Origin of the sequence: Sphaerotilus uruguayifluvii (genome assembly GCF_013294065.1) — a bacterium.
Taxonomy (GTDB): Bacteria; Pseudomonadota; Gammaproteobacteria; order Burkholderiales; family Burkholderiaceae_C; genus Sphaerotilus; species Sphaerotilus uruguayifluvii.
On sequence record NZ_JABSNM010000013.1, the window covers coordinates 21,941 to 38,121 of the forward strand.

13 protein-coding genes and 3 tRNA genes are annotated in these 16,181 nt (G+C 70.7%); 10 read left to right on the forward strand and 6 right to left on the reverse strand.

Features of this window, described 5'->3' with window-relative positions; genetic code table 11:
• From HNQ01_RS14455 to HNQ01_RS14465, 3 genes are all read right to left on the reverse strand, one after another.
• Positions 1 to 85, reverse strand: a tRNA-Leu gene (locus HNQ01_RS14455).
• Between the two features lie 53 nt (positions 86 to 138).
• Positions 139 to 223 (reverse strand) — tRNA-Leu (locus tag HNQ01_RS14460).
• 83 nt (positions 224 to 306) lie between these two features.
• Positions 307 to 391, reverse strand: a tRNA-Leu gene (locus HNQ01_RS14465).
• A 110-nt stretch (positions 392 to 501) separates the two neighbouring features.
• On the opposite strand from HNQ01_RS14465, the gene rnr reads away from it, so the two are divergent.
• Complete coding sequence (gene rnr, locus HNQ01_RS14470) at positions 502 to 2,778, forward strand: ribonuclease R (RefSeq protein WP_173806245.1); 2,277 nt, start codon at positions 502 to 504, stop codon at positions 2,776 to 2,778.
• 10 nt (positions 2,779 to 2,788) lie between these two features.
• Here rnr and HNQ01_RS14475 read toward each other — a convergent pair whose 3' ends face one another.
• From HNQ01_RS14475 to HNQ01_RS14485, 3 genes are read right to left on the reverse strand one after another with little or no spacing between them, the layout of a single operon-like run.
• Positions 2,789 to 4,408, reverse strand: coding sequence for an NAD(P)H-hydrate dehydratase (locus HNQ01_RS14475; protein ID WP_173806162.1), 1,620 nt, complete (start codon positions 4,406 to 4,408; stop codon positions 2,789 to 2,791).
• Positions 4,405 to 4,908: a PIN domain-containing protein gene (locus tag HNQ01_RS14480; protein WP_173806163.1), complete on the reverse strand. Its 504-nt coding sequence runs from the start codon at positions 4,906 to 4,908 to the stop codon at positions 4,405 to 4,407. Before HNQ01_RS14480 ends, HNQ01_RS14475 begins: the two co-directional genes overlap by 4 nt.
• Positions 4,905 to 6,251 carry an amidase gene (locus HNQ01_RS14485; protein ID WP_173806164.1) on the reverse strand — a complete coding sequence of 449 codons (1,347 nt, stop codon included), beginning with the start codon at positions 6,249 to 6,251 and terminating at the stop codon, positions 4,905 to 4,907. The genes HNQ01_RS14480 and HNQ01_RS14485 overlap by 4 nt, the downstream gene beginning before the upstream one ends.
• Before the next feature lie 211 nt (positions 6,252 to 6,462).
• On the opposite strand from HNQ01_RS14485, the gene rpsB reads away from it, so the two are divergent.
• From rpsB to bamA, 9 genes are all read left to right on the forward strand, one after another.
• On the forward strand, positions 6,463 to 7,206 hold the full coding sequence (rpsB, locus tag HNQ01_RS14490; protein ID WP_173806165.1) for a 30S ribosomal protein S2: 744 nt from the start codon (positions 6,463 to 6,465) through the stop codon (positions 7,204 to 7,206).
• Between the two features lie 72 nt (positions 7,207 to 7,278).
• The gene (gene tsf / locus HNQ01_RS14495) at positions 7,279 to 8,175 is read left to right on the forward strand and encodes a translation elongation factor Ts (RefSeq protein ID WP_173806166.1); all 897 of its coding nucleotides are present in this window, start codon (positions 7,279 to 7,281) and stop codon (positions 8,173 to 8,175) included.
• A 130-nt stretch (positions 8,176 to 8,305) separates the two neighbouring features.
• Complete coding sequence (gene pyrH, locus HNQ01_RS14500) at positions 8,306 to 9,016, forward strand: UMP kinase (protein WP_173806167.1); 711 nt, start codon at positions 8,306 to 8,308, stop codon at positions 9,014 to 9,016.
• Between the two features lie 33 nt (positions 9,017 to 9,049).
• Entirely contained in the window at positions 9,050 to 9,610 is a 561-nt protein-coding gene (gene frr / locus HNQ01_RS14505) for a ribosome recycling factor (RefSeq protein WP_173806168.1), read from the forward strand.
• Between the two features lie 4 nt (positions 9,611 to 9,614).
• Positions 9,615 to 10,379: a polyprenyl diphosphate synthase gene (uppS, locus tag HNQ01_RS14510; protein WP_173806169.1), complete on the forward strand. Its 765-nt coding sequence runs from the start codon at positions 9,615 to 9,617 to the stop codon at positions 10,377 to 10,379.
• Positions 10,380 to 10,422: 43 nt separating this feature from the next.
• Positions 10,423 to 11,259: a phosphatidate cytidylyltransferase gene (locus HNQ01_RS14515; RefSeq protein WP_173806170.1), complete on the forward strand. Its 837-nt coding sequence runs from the start codon at positions 10,423 to 10,425 to the stop codon at positions 11,257 to 11,259.
• Positions 11,256 to 12,482 (forward strand): 1-deoxy-D-xylulose-5-phosphate reductoisomerase, encoded by a 1,227-nt coding sequence (gene ispC, locus HNQ01_RS14520; protein ID WP_173806171.1) that lies wholly within the window; start codon positions 11,256 to 11,258, stop codon positions 12,480 to 12,482. The genes HNQ01_RS14515 and ispC overlap by 4 nt, the downstream gene beginning before the upstream one ends.
• A gap of 6 nt (positions 12,483 to 12,488) precedes the next feature.
• Positions 12,489 to 13,853 (forward strand): RIP metalloprotease RseP, encoded by a 1,365-nt coding sequence (gene rseP / locus HNQ01_RS14525; protein WP_173806172.1) that lies wholly within the window; start codon positions 12,489 to 12,491, stop codon positions 13,851 to 13,853.
• Between the two features lie 4 nt (positions 13,854 to 13,857).
• The gene (gene bamA / locus HNQ01_RS14530; RefSeq protein ID WP_173806173.1) at positions 13,858 to 16,167 is read left to right on the forward strand and encodes an outer membrane protein assembly factor BamA; all 2,310 of its coding nucleotides are present in this window, start codon (positions 13,858 to 13,860) and stop codon (positions 16,165 to 16,167) included.
• The last annotated feature ends 14 nt before the right edge of the window (positions 16,168 to 16,181 follow it).

Consider the following 16,181-nt stretch of genomic DNA (forward strand, 5'->3'; position numbering starts at 1 on the left):
TGGTGCCCAGGAGAGGACTCGAACCTCCACGGAGTTACCCGCTAGTACCTGAAACTAGTGCGTCTACCAATTCCGCCACCTGGGCCTTGAAATCCTTGACTACGAACGATGACCCGGATCTCGAAGATCATCGCAAGATGGTGCCCAGGAGAGGACTCGAACCTCCACGGAGTTACCCGCTAGTACCTGAAACTAGTGCGTCTACCAATTCCGCCACCTGGGCCTTGAAATCCTGATTACGAGCACGGACCTGGATTTCAAAGGTCTGTGCAAGTTTTGGAATCTCGCGTATGCTGGATTCGCTGTTGGTGCCCAGGAGAGGACTCGAACCTCCACGGAGTTACCCGCTAGTACCTGAAACTAGTGCGTCTACCAATTCCGCCACCTGGGCTCTTGCGCTGTTTCGAAATTTTGTTCCGATCAGCGAAGAACGACAGTGTAGCATGAGAAAAATTCGATCCGCAAGCGTTTTGAGAAGGAATTTCGTTGAACAGCACGCTGATGAGTGAAGTGGAAGGCACGGTGCAAGGCCACCGTGACGGTCACGGCTTCGTGGTGGTGGAGGGCGGCGAGGCCGACATCTATCTGGCGCCGCAGGAGATGAGGGCGGTGCTGCATCGCGATCGGGTCCGGGTGCGCATCGTGCGCTACGACCGCAAGGGCCGCCCGGAAGGGCGGGTGCTCGAGATCCTGGAGCGGCGGCGCGCGCCGATCATCGGCCGGCTGCTGCTGGAGAACGGCGTCTGGATCGTCGCGCCGGAGGACAAGCGCTATGGCCAGGACATCCTGATCCCGAAGAACGCCACCGCGAAGGCCGAGGCCGGCCAGGTGGTCGCCGTCGAGCTGACCGAACCGCCGTCGCTGCATTCGCAGCCGGTCGGGCGCATCACCGAGGTGCTCGGCGACATCGACGATCCCGGCATGGAGATCGAGATCGCGGTGCGCAAGTACGAGGTGCCGCACCGCTTCTCGCCGGAGACGCTGGCGCAGACCGGCAAGCTGCCCGACCGGGTGCGCGCGGCCGACATGAAGCAGCGCATCAACCTGACCGACGTGCCGCTGGTGACGATCGATGGCGAGGACGCGCGCGACTTCGACGACGCGGTCTACTGTGAGCCGGCCAAGGTCGGTCGGCGCAAGGGCTGGCGGCTGGTGGTGGCCATCGCCGACGTCAGCCACTACGTCAAGCCGGGCGACCCGCTCGACGACGATGCCTACGAGCGCGCGACCTCGGTCTATTTCCCGCGCCGCGTCATCCCGATGCTGCCGGAGAAGCTCTCGAACGGGCTGTGCTCGCTCAATCCCGAGCAGAACCGGCTCTCGATGGTCTGCGACATGCTGGTCGATGCCACCGGCGAGGTCGCGGCCTACCAGTTCTATCCGGCGGTGATCTGCTCGCATGCGCGGCTGACCTACACCGAGGTCGCCGCGGTGCTGTCGAACACCCGCGGCCCGGAGGCGCAGCGCCGTGCCGACCTGGTGCCGCACCTGCTGCACCTGCACGAGGTCTACCGCGTGCTGCTCAGGCAGCGCGGCACGCGCGGCGCGATCGACTTCGAGACCACCGAGACGCAGATCGTCTGCGACGACAACGGCCGCATCGAGAAGATCGTGCCGCGGGTGCGCAACGAGGCGCACCGGCTGATCGAGGAGGCGATGCTGGCGGCCAATGTCTGCGCGGCCGACTTCATCCAGGCGGCCAAGCATCCGTCGCTGTACCGGGTCCACGAAGGGCCGACGCCCGAGAAGCGGGTGGCGCTGCAGGCCTACCTGCGCAGTCTGGGCCTGAACCTGTCGATCAGCGACGAGCCCAGGCCGGCCGAGCTGCAGGCGCTGGCGCAGCAGACGCGCGACCGGCCGGATGCGGCGCAGATCCACTCGATGCTGCTGCGCTCGATGCAGCAGGCCATCTACACGCCGATCAACAGCGGCCACTTCGGGCTGGCCTATGACGCCTACACCCACTTCACCAGCCCGATCCGGCGCTATCCGGACCTGCTGGTGCACCGGGTGATCAAGGCGATCCTGGGCAAGCGCAAGTACGCGCTGGTGGTGAAGTCCTCGATCCCGGGTGCGGCCCAGCCGCTGCGTCGCCGCCCGGGTGCCGAGGGCCGGCCCATGCCGAAGATGGAGGGCATCGCGCCGCGCGACCTGGAGGCCTGGGAGGCGGCCGGCGCGCACTGCAGCGCCAACGAGCGCCGCGCCGACGAGGCCTCGCGCGATGTCGAGGCCTGGCTGAAGTGCAAGTTCATGCGCGACCGCCTCGGCGAGGAGTATTCCGGCACCGTGAGCGCCGCGACCAGCTTCGGCCTGTTCGTGCAGCTCGACGAGCTCTATGTCGAGGGCCTGGTGCACATCACCGAGCTGGGCGGCGAGTACTTCCGCTACGACGAGGTGCGCCAGGAACTGCGCGGCGAGCGCACCGGCGTGCGCTACGCGGTGGGCGTGCGCATCCGGGTGCAGGTCAGCCGGGTCGATCTGGACGGTCGGCGCATCGACTTCCGCCTGGTGCGCGATCCGCTGGCACCGGCGCTGCCGCCGGCCGCGCCGGCCGGCAAGGGCGGGCGCGAGCGCGCCCCGTCCCGGGCGCAGGACGAGCTGCAGTCGGTGACCGAGGCCGACCGCGCGGTGCGCCGCGCCGCATCGCGCGAGCGTGACCGCTCGAACAGCGCGCGGCCCTCGCGCAAGGCGGCCAAGCGTGCAGCCAAGTCGGCGACGAAGACGGCCGCCAAGAGCGGTGCGGGTGGCGCCGGCGGCGCGCCGAAGCGCCGGCGCTGAGCGGCGGTTCTCAGCCGTCCTGTCCGTCGGGCACGATGCGGCTGGCCACCAGCGCGCTGCCGCCTGCGGCCAGGCGCTCGGCGCGGCGGCCATGCAGCCAGACGCCACGGCGTGCCGCCAGTTCGGCTTCGTCCAGCGCGGCCTCTGCGCCGGTCGCGCGGCCGCAGGCGATCTGGCCCCACAGGCCGGCGATCCAGCCGGCCAGCACGTCGCCGCTGCCGGGCGTGGCCAGCGCGGCATTGCCGCTGGCGTTGATCCAGGGCGCGTGATGCGGCCCGGGCCGGCCGATCAGCGTCCCCGAGCCCTTCAGCACCACCGCCGCGCCGCTGCGCGCGGCCAGCTCGCGCACCGCGCGCAGCCGGTCGGCCTGCACCTCGGCGGCGCTGCAGCCGAGCAGGCGCGCGGCCTCCAGCGGATGCGGCGTCAGCAGCGTCGGCCCGCCTTCGGCGCCGCGCCGGTGCAGCGCCTGCATCAGTCGCGCATCGGCCGCCAGCGCGTTGAGCGCGTCGGCATCGAGCAGCAGCCGGCCGGCCTGCGCCAGCAGCGGCGCCAGCCGCGCGGCCACCGCCTCGCCGCCGCCGCAGCCGGCCACCACCGTGCTGGATGCCAGGCGCTCGTCCGCCGGGGTCGGCGCGAACATCAGTTCCGGATGCACCGGGTCCAGACGCGGCGCGCCTTCGTCGAGCAGGTCGACCCAGACACGACCGGCGCCGGCCCCCAGCGCCGCGCGCCCGGCCAGCAGCGCCGCGCCGCCCATGGAGCCGGCGCCGCCGAGAATGCGCACGTCGCCGAAGCTGCCCTTGTGCTGCGCATGACGCCGTGCCGGCCACAGCGACTGCAGCCCGGCCGCGCCCTGCAGTCGCGCCGCCGGCGCAGGAAAGTCCGGGTGCGCGAGCTGCACGCCGAGCTCGTCCCACCAGATCTCGCCGGCCTGGTCGCGGCCGTGTGCGGTCAGCAGGCCCGGCGCCAGCGACAGCAGCGCCAGCGTCCAGCGCGCCTGCACGCAGGCGGCGCCGACCTCGAGCGCGCCGGTGTCGCCGGGCAGGCCCGAGGGCAGGTCGACTGCCAGCACCGGCACGCCCGAGCCGTTGCACAGCCGGATCGCGTCGGCGACCGGGCCGCTGGCCGGGCGCGCCAGGCCGCGGCCGAGCAGCGCGTCGATCACCAGGTCGGCGCCGCCGAGCGCCTGCGGCGCCAGCCCGGCGACGATGGCCACGCCGCCGAGCTCGGCCTGCCGGCGCGAGGCGGCGGCATCCGGCGGCCAGGCCTGGGCGCGGCCGTCGTCGCTGTCGCGGCCGATCACGTGCAGCCGCACCTCGCGGCCGGCGCGGAGCAGGTGCAGCGCGGCCTCGAAGCCGTCTCCGCCGTTGTTGCCATGGCCGGCCAGCACATGGATGCGGCGCGCATGCGGCGCCAGCGCCATCGCCAGCCGTGCCACCGCCAGGCCGGCGCGCTGCATCAGCGCGTGCGCAGGCAGCGCCTCGGCCGCCAGCGCATCCAGCGTGCGCGAGGCGGCCGCGTCATGCAGCGGCCACGGGCCCGGTCGGTGCTCGAGCCGCTCGCTCAGCCGCACCGGCCGGTGGTCCGCAGGCAGGACGGGCAGGGCGCGGGCGGCGGTCGATGCGGTCATGGCAGGAGATCCGGAGGGCGTAGGGCGGAGCGGCTGTCGGCCGTGGCCCAGCCTTCCGGCGTGACCACCGCGACGCCGAAGGCGCGCGCGCGACGGGCCAGCCGCCGCAGCGCGTGGTCGCGGGTGATCAGCCAGGGCGTGCGGCGCGACACGGCCAGGTCGATGAAGCACTGGTCGTCGGGATCGGTGCAGCGCAGGCGCTGCGGGTGCGGCAGCGGGCCCGGCGCGCTGACCGGCTGTGCCAGCCGGGCGACTTCGCGGCTGGCCGGCGCGTGCCGCTCGGCCCAGCGCATCAGCGTGGGCAGGTGCAGCAGGCGGCCCAGCACGTCGGTCAGCTCCTCCTGCATCGCCGGGCTGACGATCCAGCGCAGCCGTCCGGCCTCGACGGCCTCGCCGATCGCCAGGCCGCTGGCGTGCCGGAAGACCAGCCAGTCGAGCACGACATTGGTGTCGAGGATGACGTCGACCGCTCCGACCGCCTCGGGCGTCGCGGCGCTCATCGTGCGGTCTCCCTGGCGGACTTCAGCGCGGCCTCGATCTGCAGCGCCAGCGACAGCAGCCGGTCGTCGCGTCCGCCCAGGCTCCAGGCCATCAGGCCCACGGGCGCGGTGCCCGGCGCGTGGCAGGGCAGGCTGATCGCGCAGCCGTCGAGCAGGTTGACCACCGAGGGGTTGCGCAGCAGCCGCGCGTTGACCTCGAAGAAGGCGGCGTCGTCGGCCAGCAGCGGCGCCAGCGGCGGCGGGGTCATCGGTACCGTCGGCGACAGCACCGCGTCGAAGCCTGCCAGCGCGGCCGACATGCGGCCGATCCAGTCGGCGCGCGCGGCGTGCAGCGCCGCCAGCGCCTCGGGCGTGATCGCCGCGCCGCGGCGGATGCGCGCGGCCACCCGCGGGTCGTAGCGCGCGCCGTCGCGCGCCAGAAGCTCGCGGTGCCAGGCCCAGCTCTCGGCGGCGGGCAGGCCGCCGTCCTGCGTCAGGCGCGGCAGCTCGTCGAGCAGCGGCAGGTCGATGGACTCGATCTGCGCCCCGGCCTGCGCGAGGGTCTGCAGCGCGAGCTCGAAGGCCGCGGCGACCGGCGCCTCCAGCGCGTCGAGCATCAGTGTGCGCACCACCGCGAACCGGCGCGCGGCCAGCGGCACCGCGTCCAGGCGCACGATGCGGTCGGCCAGGATCTCGTGCAGCAGCACCGCGTCGCGCACGCTGCGGGTGATCGCGCAGACGGTATCGAGGCTGGGCGCCAGCGGCACGGTGCCGGCAGCGGGCGTCAGCGCCTGGGTGTTCTTGAAGCCGACCAGGCCGTGCAGCGCCGCCGGGATGCGGATCGAGCCGCCGGTGTCGCTGCCCAGTGCCGCCACCGCGGCCCCCGCCGCCACCGAGACCGCGCCGCCCGAGCTCGAGCCGCCGGGCACGCAGGCCGGCGCGGCCGGATCGAGCGCGGCCATCGCCACGTTGGCCGGCGTGCCGTGGTGCGGGTTGATGCCGACGCCGGAGAAGGCGAACTCGGTCATCTGCGTGCGGCCGATCAGCGCGGCGCCGGCCGCGCGCAGCCGGGCGACGGCCGGCGCATCCGCCAGGGCCGCGGGCTGGTCCGCCAGCACGACGGAGCCCGCGGTCGTCACCTGACCGGCGATGTCGTAGAGGTCCTTGATGCTGACCGGCAGCCCGGCGAGCGCGCCGGTGCGTCCGGCCGCCGCCGCGCGCGCGCCCTGCTCGTCGATCGAGACGAAGGCGTGTGCGCAGCGCGGCGAGCGGGCCGCGGCGAGGGCCTGGTCGAGCAGGGTCAGGGCATCGGCTGCGCCCTCGTCGAGCTGCTCGCGCAGCGTGTGCAGGTCGGGGGTGTGCAAGGCTTGCTATACTCTCGGGGTTTGTCCGGTGCCGCGTCGAATCGCGGTGTCCTTCCTGCGCGCGGTGCGCTGGAGCCGACCCCGGTGTTCGGGACGGATGAATCAATCCCGGATCCGACTGGCTGAAGGTGTTGCAGCGAGCTGCGCCCGAGCGGTGCATTTCGCCTGCGATCCGAGTCGGATTCTAGATCCAACCTTTAGGAGTGATCTCATGTCCTTCACGATGCGCGACATGCTCGAAGCAGGCGTCCACTTCGGCCACCAGACCCGTTTCTGGAACCCGAAGATGGCTCCGTACATCTTCGGCCATCGCAACAAGATCCACATCATCAACCTCGAGAAGACCGTTCCGCTCTTCGAGGAAGCCACCAAGTTCGCCCGCCAGCTGGCGTCCAAGCGCGGCACCATCCTGTTCGTCGGCACCAAGCGCCAGGCGCGCGAGATCGTCGCCGAGGAAGCTGCCCGCGCCGGCATGCCCTTCGTCGACCAGCGCTGGCTGGGCGGCATGCTGACCAACTTCAAGACCGTCAAGGGTTCGCTGAAGAAGCTCAAGGACATGCAGGCCCAGGTGGAAGCCGGCCTCGAGTCGATGAGCAAGAAGGAAGGCCTGCTGTTCCAGCGCGAGCTGGCCAAGCTGGAAAAGGACATCGGCGGCATCCAGGACATGGCTGCCCTGCCTGACGCGCTGTTCGTGATCGACGTGGGCTTCCACAAGATCGCCATCGCCGAAGCCAAGAAGCTGGGCATCCCGGTCATCGGCGTGGTCGACACCAACCACAACCCGGACGGCATCGACTATGTCATCCCCGGCAACGACGACTCGGCCAAGGCCGTGGCGCTGTATGCCCGCGTGATGGCTGACGCCGTCCTGGAAGGCAAGAACAACGCCGTCAGCGAAGTCGTCGAGGCCGTCGCCGGCTCGGACGAATTCGTCGAGGTCAGCGACGCCGCCTGAGTCCGCGCGACTCGGCTTGCAAGGGGCTGATTCAGCCCCTTTTTTTCAAGTTTCAGGTTTAGGAGAGTTTCAATGGCTGCGATTACCGCCAAGATGGTTGCCGATCTGCGCGCGAAGACCGACGCGCCGATGATGGAGTGCAAGAAGGCCCTGACGGAAGCCGACGGCGACATCGTGCGCGCCGAAGAGATCCTGCGCGTCAAGCTGGGCAACAAGGCGGGCAAGGCCGCCTCGCGCGTGACCGCCGAAGGCGTGGTCGCCGCGGCCGTCAACGGCACGACCGGCGCCATGGTGGAAGTCAACTGCGAGACCGACTTCGTCTCGAAGAACGAGATCTTCCTGTCCTTCGTGCAGTCCTGCGCCAACCTGGTGGCCGAGCACAACCCGGCCGACGTCGAGGCCCTGTCGGCCCTGCCGCTGGCCATGGAAGACTTCGGCCCGACGGTCGAGGACGTGCGCAAGGGCCTGATCGGCAAGATCGGCGAGAACATGACCATCCGCCGCTTCAAGCGCTACGAGGGTGGCGGCGCGCTGGCCCACTACCTGCACGGCGTGCGCATCGGCGTGATCGTCGAGTACACCGGTGACGCCGTCGCCGCCAAGGACGCCGCGATGCACATCGCCGCGATGAAGCCGGCGGCCCTGTCGTCGGCCGAAGTCTCGGCCGAGCTGGTCGAGAAGGAGCGCAAGATCGCCGCCGAGAAGGCTGCCGAGTCGGGCAAGCCGGCCGAGATCGTCGCCAAGATGGTCGAAGGCTCGGTGCAGAAGTTCCTGAAGGAAGTCTCGCTGCTGGACCAGGTCTTCGTGAAGGCCGCCGACGGCAAGCAGACCGTGGGCGCCTACCTGAAGAGCGCCGGCACCACGCTGGCCGGCTTCACGATGTTCGTCGTCGGCGAAGGCATCGAGAAGAAGCAGGACGACTTCGCCGCCGAAGTGGCCGCGCAGGTCGCCGCCGCCTCCAAGGCCTGATCGGCCTGACGGATGCGTGCCCGGCGAGTCCGGCATGCATCCACTCGGGTGACGAGGGCCTGTGGCGTCTCGTCACCCGGCTGCCCTAAACTCGCGAGATCGTTTTTTTCGCTTATATCGAGGTCACTGCATGCCCGCATACAAACGCATCCTTCTGAAGCTCTCCGGCGAGGCCCTGATGGGCGATGACGCCTATGGCATCAACCGCGCGACCATCGTGCGCATGGTGCGCGAGGTCCAGGAAGTGACGGCGCTCGGATGCGAGGTGGCGGTGGTGATCGGCGGCGGGAACATCTTCCGCGGCGTGGCCGGCGGGGCGGTGGGCATGGACCGCGCCACCGCCGACTACATGGGCATGCTCGCCACCGTGATGAACTCGCTCGCGCTGGCCGACACGATGCGCCAGGAAGGCATGACCGCGCGCGTCATGTCGGCGCTGAGCATCGACCAGGTGGTCGAGCCCTACGTGCGCCCGAAGGCGCTGCAATACCTCGAAGAAGGCAAGGTGGTCGTCTTCGCCGGCGGCACCGGCAACCCCTTCTTCACCACCGACACGGCCGCTGCGCTGCGCGGGGCCGAGATCGGCGCGCAGATCATGCTGAAGGCGACCAAGGTCGACGGCGTCTACACCGCGGACCCGAAGAAGGATCCGTCGGCCACCCGCTACGCGACCCTGACCTTCGACGAGGCGATCGGCCGCAACCTGGCCGTGCTGGACGCGACCGCGTTCGCGCTGTGCCGCGACCAGAACCTGCCGATCAAGGTGTTTTCGATCTTCAAGCCGGGCGCCCTGAAGCGGGTCGTCCTCGGCGAGGACGAAGGCACGCTGGTCCACGTCTGAGTCTGAGCCGCCCCAGGCTTCCGGAGCAAAACGATGAGCATTGCCGACATCAAGAAGAACGCCGACGCCAAGATGGCCAAGTCCATCGAGGCCTTCAAGAACGAACTGCAGAAGATCCGCACCGGCCGTGCCCACCCGGGCATCCTGGACCAGGTGCACGTCGAGTACTACGGCTCGATGCTGCCGATCAGCCAGGTCGCCAACGTCTCGCTGATCGACGCGCGCACCATCAGCGTCCAGCCCTGGGAAAAGGGCATGGGCGGGAAGATCGAGAAGGCCATCCGCGAGTCGGACCTGGGCCTGAACCCGTCGTCGATGGGCGACCTGATCCGCGTGCCGCTGCCGGCGCTGACCGAGGAGCGCCGCAAGGAGCTGACCAAGGTGGTGCGCCATGCCGGCGAGGATGCCCGTGTTGCCGTGCGCAACCTGCGCCGCGACGCCAACGAGCAGGCCAAGAAGCTGCTGAAGGACAAGCTGATCTCCGAGGACGAGGAGCGCCGCTCCAACGACGACATCCAGAAGCTGACCGACCGCACGATCGCCGAGATCGACAAGCTGGTCCAGGCCAAGGAAGCCGAGGTCATGGCGGTCTGACGCGATGGCTGCCGCGTCGAAGACCGCCGGGCCGGCCGTGCCGCGCCACATCGCCATCGTCATGGACGGCAACGGGCGCTGGGCCAACAAGCGCTTCATGCCGCGCATCGTCGGCCACAAGTACGGCGTCGATTCGCTGATCCGCGCGATCAATGCCTGCGCCGACCGCGGCGTCGAGTACCTGACGGTCTTCGCCTTCTCGTCGGAGAACTGGAAGCGTCCCGACGAGGAGGTCTCCGGCCTGATGAACCTGGTGCTGACCGCGGTGGCGAAGTACCTGGCGAAGCTGGCCGCGCTGGGCGTGCGCATCCGCATCATCGGCGACCGGGCCGCGGTGTCGGAGAAGGTGCGGGCGGCCTGGGAACATGCCGAGCGCACCACCGAGGCCAACACCCGCATCACGCTGTCGGTGGCCTTCAACTACGGCGGCCGCTGGGACATCGTGCAGGCGGTGCGCCAGGCGGTGGCCTCCGGGGTGCAGGCCGATCAGGTCGACGAGGCGCTGCTGTCGCGCCACATGGCGATGGCCTATGCGCCCGATCCGGACCTGTTCATCCGCACCGGCGGCGAGGTGCGCATCTCGAACTTCCTGCTCTGGCAGATCGCCTACTCGGAGTTCCACTTCACCGACTGCCTCTGGCCGGACTTCGACGAGCGCGAGATCGACCGGGCGATCGCCGCCTTCGCCGCGCGCGATCGCCGCTACGGCGGCGTGAAGACCGACATCTCCGCCTCCGGCGAGAAGATCACGCTGGCCCCGGACGCCTGAGTCCCGGCGCCCGCCCCGACCCTCCGACACTGTCGCTCCCCGCATGCTCAAGCAGCGCATCATCACCGCAGTGCTCATGCTGCTGGTGCTTCTTCCTGCGCTGTTCGCGCAGGCCCCGTGGCCCTTCGCGCTGCTGACGCTGGTGATGATCGCCGCGGCCGGCTGGGAGTGGTTCCGCCTGAACGGCGCGCCCGGTGCGCCGGCGCTGGCCGGCGGCGCGGTGGTCGCGGCCGGTTCGGCCGCGATGTGGCAGGCCGGCTGGATCGGCCACACGCCGACCGTCATCTGGCAGCTCGCGCTGCCGCTGTGGGTGCTGGGCGGTGCCTGGGTGCTGCGCCGCGGCGTCGCGTCCTGGCCGCAGGCGCCCGCCGCGCTGCGCCTGGCCGGCGGCGTGCTGCTGCTGTGGCTGGCCTGGCTGGCGATCGCCGAGGGGCGCACCCGCGGCCTGAACTTCCTGCTGTCGGTCTTCTGCCTCGTCTGGATGGCCGACATCACCGCCTACTTCAGCGGCCGGGCCTTCGGCCGGCGCAAGCTGGCGCCCTCGATCAGTCCGGGCAAGAGCTGGGAGGGCGTCTGGGGAGGCATGGCCGGCGTGGTCGCGCTGGCGCTGGCCTGGATCGCCTTCGACCGCCAGGGCCTGGCCGACGGGCCGAGCCTGTACACGCTGCTGCTGGCTCGCGGCGGCCTGCCCGGCCTGGTCGTCTCCTGCCTGTTCCTGGCCGCGCTGAGCGTGGTCGGCGACCTGTTCGAATCCCTGGTCAAGCGCAGCGCCGGCGCCAAGGACAGCAGCGCGCTGCTGCCCGGCCACGGCGGCGTGCTCGACCGCATCGATGCCCTGCTGCCGGTGTGTCCGCTGGCGCTTGCCCTGATCTCCGCATGACCGCATCCCTGAACGCTCCGGCCGCTCCGGCGGGCGCACCGCGCCACCGCGTCACCGTGCTCGGCTCGACCGGCTCGATCGGCACCAACACGCTCGACGTGCTGGCCCGCCATCCCGACCGCTACGAGGTCTTCGCGCTGAGCGCGCACAGCCGCGTGGACGAGCTGGCGGCGCAGTGCGCGCGCTGGCGCCCGCGCTTCGCGGTGATGCCGACGGCCGAGCTGGGTCGTGCGCTCTCCGAGCGCCTGCGCGCCGAGGGGCTGGCCACCGAGGTGCTGACCGGCGCGGCCGCGCTCGAGCAGGTGGCGGCGCATCCGGAGGTCGACAGCGTGATGGCGGCCATCGTCGGCGCGGCCGGCCTGTCGCCCTGCCTGGCGGCGGCGCGCGCGGGCAAGCGGCTGCTGCTGGCCAACAAGGAGGCGCTGGTCGTCGGCGGCCAGCTCTTCATGGACGCGGTGCGCGAGGGCGGCGCCATGCTGCTGCCCATCGACAGCGAGCACTCGGCCATCTTCCAGTGCCTGCCCGAGGATCGCGCGAGCTGGGCGCAGCGCATCGACCACATCGTGCTGACCGCCTCGGGCGGTCCGTTCCGCCAGCGCGACCCCGCCACGCTGCGCGAGGTCACGCCCGAGCAGGCCTGCGCGCATCCGAACTGGGTCATGGGCCGCAAGATCTCGGTCGACTCGGCCACGATGATGAACAAGGCGCTCGAGGTGATCGAGGCGCGCTGGCTCTTCGACCTGCAGCCGCGGCAGGTGAGGGTGGTGATCCACCCGCAGAGCATCATCCACTCGATGGTGGTCTGCCGCGACCGCTCGGTGCTGGCGCAGCTGGGCACGCCTGACATGCGCGTGCCGATCGCCTACGGCCTGTCCTGGCCGGAGCGCATCGAGTCCGGTGCCGAGCTGCTCGACTTCCTGGCGCTGAAGGCGCTGACCTTCGAGGAGGCCGACGCCGCGCGCTTCCCCGGCCTGCAGCTGGCCTGGACGGCGCTGGAGGCCGCCCCCGGCAGCACCGCGGTGCTCAACGCCGCCAACGAGATCGCGGTCGAGGCCTTCCTGGCCGGTCGGCTGCGCTTCGACCGCATTCACGCGGTCAATGCCGGCACGCTGGAGTCGATGTCGATTCCCGCCGGCGCGGCCGGCTCGCTCGAGGGCCTGCTGGCGCTCGACGCGCAGGCGCGTCGTCATGCCGCTGAACTCGCCGCCCGTCTGGGCGTCTGAGTCCGCATGAACACCCTGATCGCCTTCCTCGTCACGCTCGGCGTGCTGATCGTCGTCCACGAATGGGGCCACTACCGCATGGCCCGGGCGTGCGGCGTCAAGGTCCTGCGCTTCTCGATCGGCTTCGGCAAGACGGTCTGGGAGCGCCGCATCGGCGAGACCGAGTGGGCGCTGGGCCTGCTGCCGCTGGGCGGCTACGTGCGCATGCTCGACGAGCGCGAGGGCCCGGTGGCCCCGCACGAGCTCGACCGCGCCTTCAACCGCAAGCCGCTGGGCCAGCGTGCCGCCATCGTCGCGGCCGGCCCGCTGGCCAACCTGGTGCTGGCGGTGCTGCTGTACGCGGCCTCGTCGTGGATCGGCACGCAGGAGCCGCGCGCGGTGGTGGGCACGCCGCCGGCCGGCAGCGTCGCGCTGCAGGCGGGGCTGCATGCCGGCGACTGGGTGCGGCGCTGGTCCTCGGCCGACGCCGCCGACTGGCGCGACATCGACTCGCTCAACGACCTGCGCTGGCAGGCCACCAGCGCGGCGCTGGACCGCCGCGACCTGCGCCTGGAGATCACGAACGCCGACGGCGGCGGCCGCCGCGAGCTGCTGCTGCCGCTGGCCGGGCTGGAGGCCGCCGAGGCCGATGCCGCGCTGGTGCGTCGCATCGGCATCGGCGCGGCCTATTCCGAGCCGCTGATCGGCGAGGTCGCCTCGGCCGGTCCGGCCGCGCGCGCCGGGCTGATGCGCGGCGACCGCGTCATGCGCGTCGACGACCGCGAGATCGCCGACGCGGCGGCGCTGCGTGCGCTGATCCGCGATTCGGGCAGCCTGGCCGATCCGGCGCCGCAGCGCTGGCTGGTCGAGCGCGCCGGGCGGCGCCTGGAGCTGACGGTGCGTCCGGCCCGGGTCGAGGAGCGCGGCGTGGCCTTCGGCCGCATCGAGGCGGTGGTGGGCTCGCGGCCGCAGACCGACCTGGTGCGGCTGGACCTGCTCGACGGGCTGGCGCGCGGCGTCGAGCGCACCTGGGAGATGTCGACGATGTCGCTGGCGATGTTCGGCCGCATGATCGTCGGCGAGGCCTCGCTGAAGAACCTGAGCGGCCCGCTGACGATCGCCGACTACGCCGGCCAGTCGGCCGAGCTCGGGCTGGCCTACTACCTGGGCTTCCTGGCGGTGGTCAGCGTCAGTCTCGGGATCCTGAACCTCCTGCCGCTGCCGATGCTCGACGGCGGACACCTCCTGTATTATCTGATCGAGGGTGCCATCGGTCGCCCGATCCCCGACGTGTGGATCGCGCGGCTGCAGCGCGGGGGCCTGATGGTGATCCTGCTGATGATGTCGCTCGCCCTGTACAACGACGTGGCCCGCTACCTGGGCCTGCACTGACCGCATGCGCGCTCCCTCCTTTTCCCCTGTCTTCTCTCCCCGTGCCTGTGCCGCGGCCATGACCGTGGCGATCGCCGGCACGGCGCTGCCCGCGCTGGCGGTCACGCCCTTCACGCTGAAGGACATCCGCGTCGAGGGCCTGCAGCGCACCGATGCCGGCACGGTCTTCGCGTCGCTGCCCTTTCGCGTCGGCGACACCTACAGCGACGAGAAGGGAGCGGCGGCGCTGCGTGCGCTGTTCGCCACCGGCCTGTTCAAGGACGTGCGCATCGAGATCGACGGTCCGGTCGCCGTCGTCGTCGTCGAGGAGCGCTCGGTCATCGGCAAGGTCGACTTCACCGGCACCAGCGAGTTCGACCGCGACACGCTGCTGAAGGCGCTCAAGGACATCGGCGTCGGCGAGGGCCAGCCCTTCGACAAGGCGCTGGCCGACCGCGCCGAGCAGGAGCTCAAGCGCCAGTACCTGACCCGCAGCCTCTACGGCGCCGAGGTGGTCACGACGATCACGCCGGTCGACCGCAACCGCGTCAACGTGACCTTCGCGGTCTCCGAGGGCGGCGTGGCGCGCATCCGCGAGATCCGCATCACCGGCAACGAGGCCTTCTCCGAGGGCACGCTGCTCGGCCAGCTCGACCTGACCACCGGCGGGCTGATGACCTGGTACACGAAGAGCGACCGCTACTCGCGCACCAAGCTCAACGCCGACCTGGAGACCCTGCGGGCCTGGTACCTGAACCGCGGCTACCTCGAGTTCAACGTCGACTCGACCCAGGTCGCGATCTCGCCGGACAAGCAGGACATCTCGATCACCATCAACATCCGCGAGGGCCGGCGCTACACCGTGACCGGCGTGAAGCTCTCGGGCGACTACCTCGGCAAGGACGAGGAGTTCCGCTCGCTGGTGTCGATCCGCCCGGGCGAGCCGTACAAGGCCGAGGACGTGGCCGCGACCCAGAAGGCCTTCACCGACCGCTTCGGCCTGTTCGGCTACGCCTTCGCGCGCGTCGAGCTGGTGCCGCGCATCGACCGCGACACCGGCCGCGTCGAGATCCAGCTCAACGCCGATCCGGGCCGGCGCGTCTATGTGCGCCGCATCAACGTCGCCGGCAACACCAAGACGCGCGACGAGGTGGTGCGCCGCGAGTTCCGCCAGTTCGAGTCGGCCTGGTACGACGGCCAGCGCATCAAGCTCTCGCGCGACCGGGTCGACCGCCTGGGCTACTTCAGCGAGGTCGACGTCGAGACGCAGGAGGTGCCCGGCACCGCCGACCAGGTCGACCTGACGATCAACGTCAAGGAGAAGCCCACCGGCAGCCTGATGGTCGGGGCGAACTTCTCCAGCGCCGACAAGCTGGCCTTCACCGGCTCGATCAAGCAGGACAACGTCTTCGGCTCGGGCAACTACCTCGGCATCGAGCTCAACACCAGCAAGTCCTCGCGCACCCTGGTGCTGTCGAGCGTCAACCCGTACTTCACGCAGGACGGCGTGTCGCGCTCGCTCGACGTCTACTACCGCACCAACAAGCCGCTCAACAGCCAGGGCGAGGCCTACGAGCTGGTCACGCCGGGCGCGGCGGTGCGCTTCGGCGTGCCGTTCTCGGACTACGACACGGTGTTCTTCGGCATCGGCGCCGAACGCACGACGATGCGCTCGGCCACCGCGCTGCCGGAGGCCTTCTACCGCTACCGCTCCACCTACGGCACCTCCAGCACCTCCTTCCCGCTGACGCTGGGCTGGCAGCGCGACGGCCGCGACAGCTCGCTGGTGCCCAACGAGGGCCGCTACCAGCGCGTCAACATCGAGTGGGCCGCCTTCGGCGACACCCGCTACATGCGCAACAACTACCAGATCCAGCAGTACTTCCCGCTGAGCAAGAAGCTGACGCTGGGCCTGAACGCCGAGGTCGGCTATGCCAAGGGCCTGGGCGGGCGCGACTACCCGGTCTTCAAGAACTTCTACGGCGGCGGCCTCGGCACGGTGCGCGGCTTCGACCAGAACTCGCTCGGCCCGGTCGACGTGACCGGCGCCTACCTCGGCGGCACGCAGCGGCTCAACCTCAACGGCGAGCTGTATTTCCCCTTCCCCGGCGTCGGCAACGACCGCACGCTGCGCATCTTCGGCTACCTCGACGCCGGCAACGTCTGGGGCGAGGACGAGACGCCGACCGTCGCCTCGCTGCGCTCCTCGGTGGGCCTGGGCCTGTCGTGGATCTCGCCGATCGGCCCGCTCAAGCTCAGCTGGGGCCAGCCGGTGCGCAAGTTCGCGCAGGATAGAATCCAGCGCTTCCAGTTCCAGATCGGTACCGCATTCTGATGATGAATTCACAC

What these genes read in the sequence shown, in the direction of transcription:
- HNQ01_RS14480 (WP_173806163.1), bottom strand. Translation starts at nt 4,908, where the DNA reads ATGAGCGCCGCGACGCCCGAGGCGGTCGGAGCGGTCGACGTCATCCTC.
- rpsB (WP_173806165.1), top strand. Translation starts at nt 6,463, where the DNA reads ATGTCCTTCACGATGCGCGACATGCTCGAAGCAGGCGTCCACTTCGGC.
- frr (WP_173806168.1), top strand. Translation starts at nt 9,050, where the DNA reads ATGAGCATTGCCGACATCAAGAAGAACGCCGACGCCAAGATGGCCAAG.
- rnr (WP_173806245.1), top strand. Translation starts at nt 502, where the DNA reads ATGAGTGAAGTGGAAGGCACGGTGCAAGGCCACCGTGACGGTCACGGC.
- ispC (WP_173806171.1), top strand. Translation starts at nt 11,256, where the DNA reads ATGACCGCATCCCTGAACGCTCCGGCCGCTCCGGCGGGCGCACCGCGC.
- HNQ01_RS14515 (WP_173806170.1), top strand. Translation starts at nt 10,423, where the DNA reads ATGCTCAAGCAGCGCATCATCACCGCAGTGCTCATGCTGCTGGTGCTT.
- rseP (WP_173806172.1), top strand. Translation starts at nt 12,489, where the DNA reads ATGAACACCCTGATCGCCTTCCTCGTCACGCTCGGCGTGCTGATCGTC.
- HNQ01_RS14475 (WP_173806162.1), bottom strand. Translation starts at nt 4,408, where the DNA reads ATGACCGCATCGACCGCCGCCCGCGCCCTGCCCGTCCTGCCTGCGGAC.
- pyrH (WP_173806167.1), top strand. Translation starts at nt 8,306, where the DNA reads ATGCCCGCATACAAACGCATCCTTCTGAAGCTCTCCGGCGAGGCCCTG.
- uppS (WP_173806169.1), top strand. Translation starts at nt 9,615, where the DNA reads ATGGCTGCCGCGTCGAAGACCGCCGGGCCGGCCGTGCCGCGCCACATC.
- bamA (WP_173806173.1), top strand. Translation starts at nt 13,858, where the DNA reads ATGCGCGCTCCCTCCTTTTCCCCTGTCTTCTCTCCCCGTGCCTGTGCC.
- tsf (WP_173806166.1), top strand. Translation starts at nt 7,279, where the DNA reads ATGGCTGCGATTACCGCCAAGATGGTTGCCGATCTGCGCGCGAAGACC.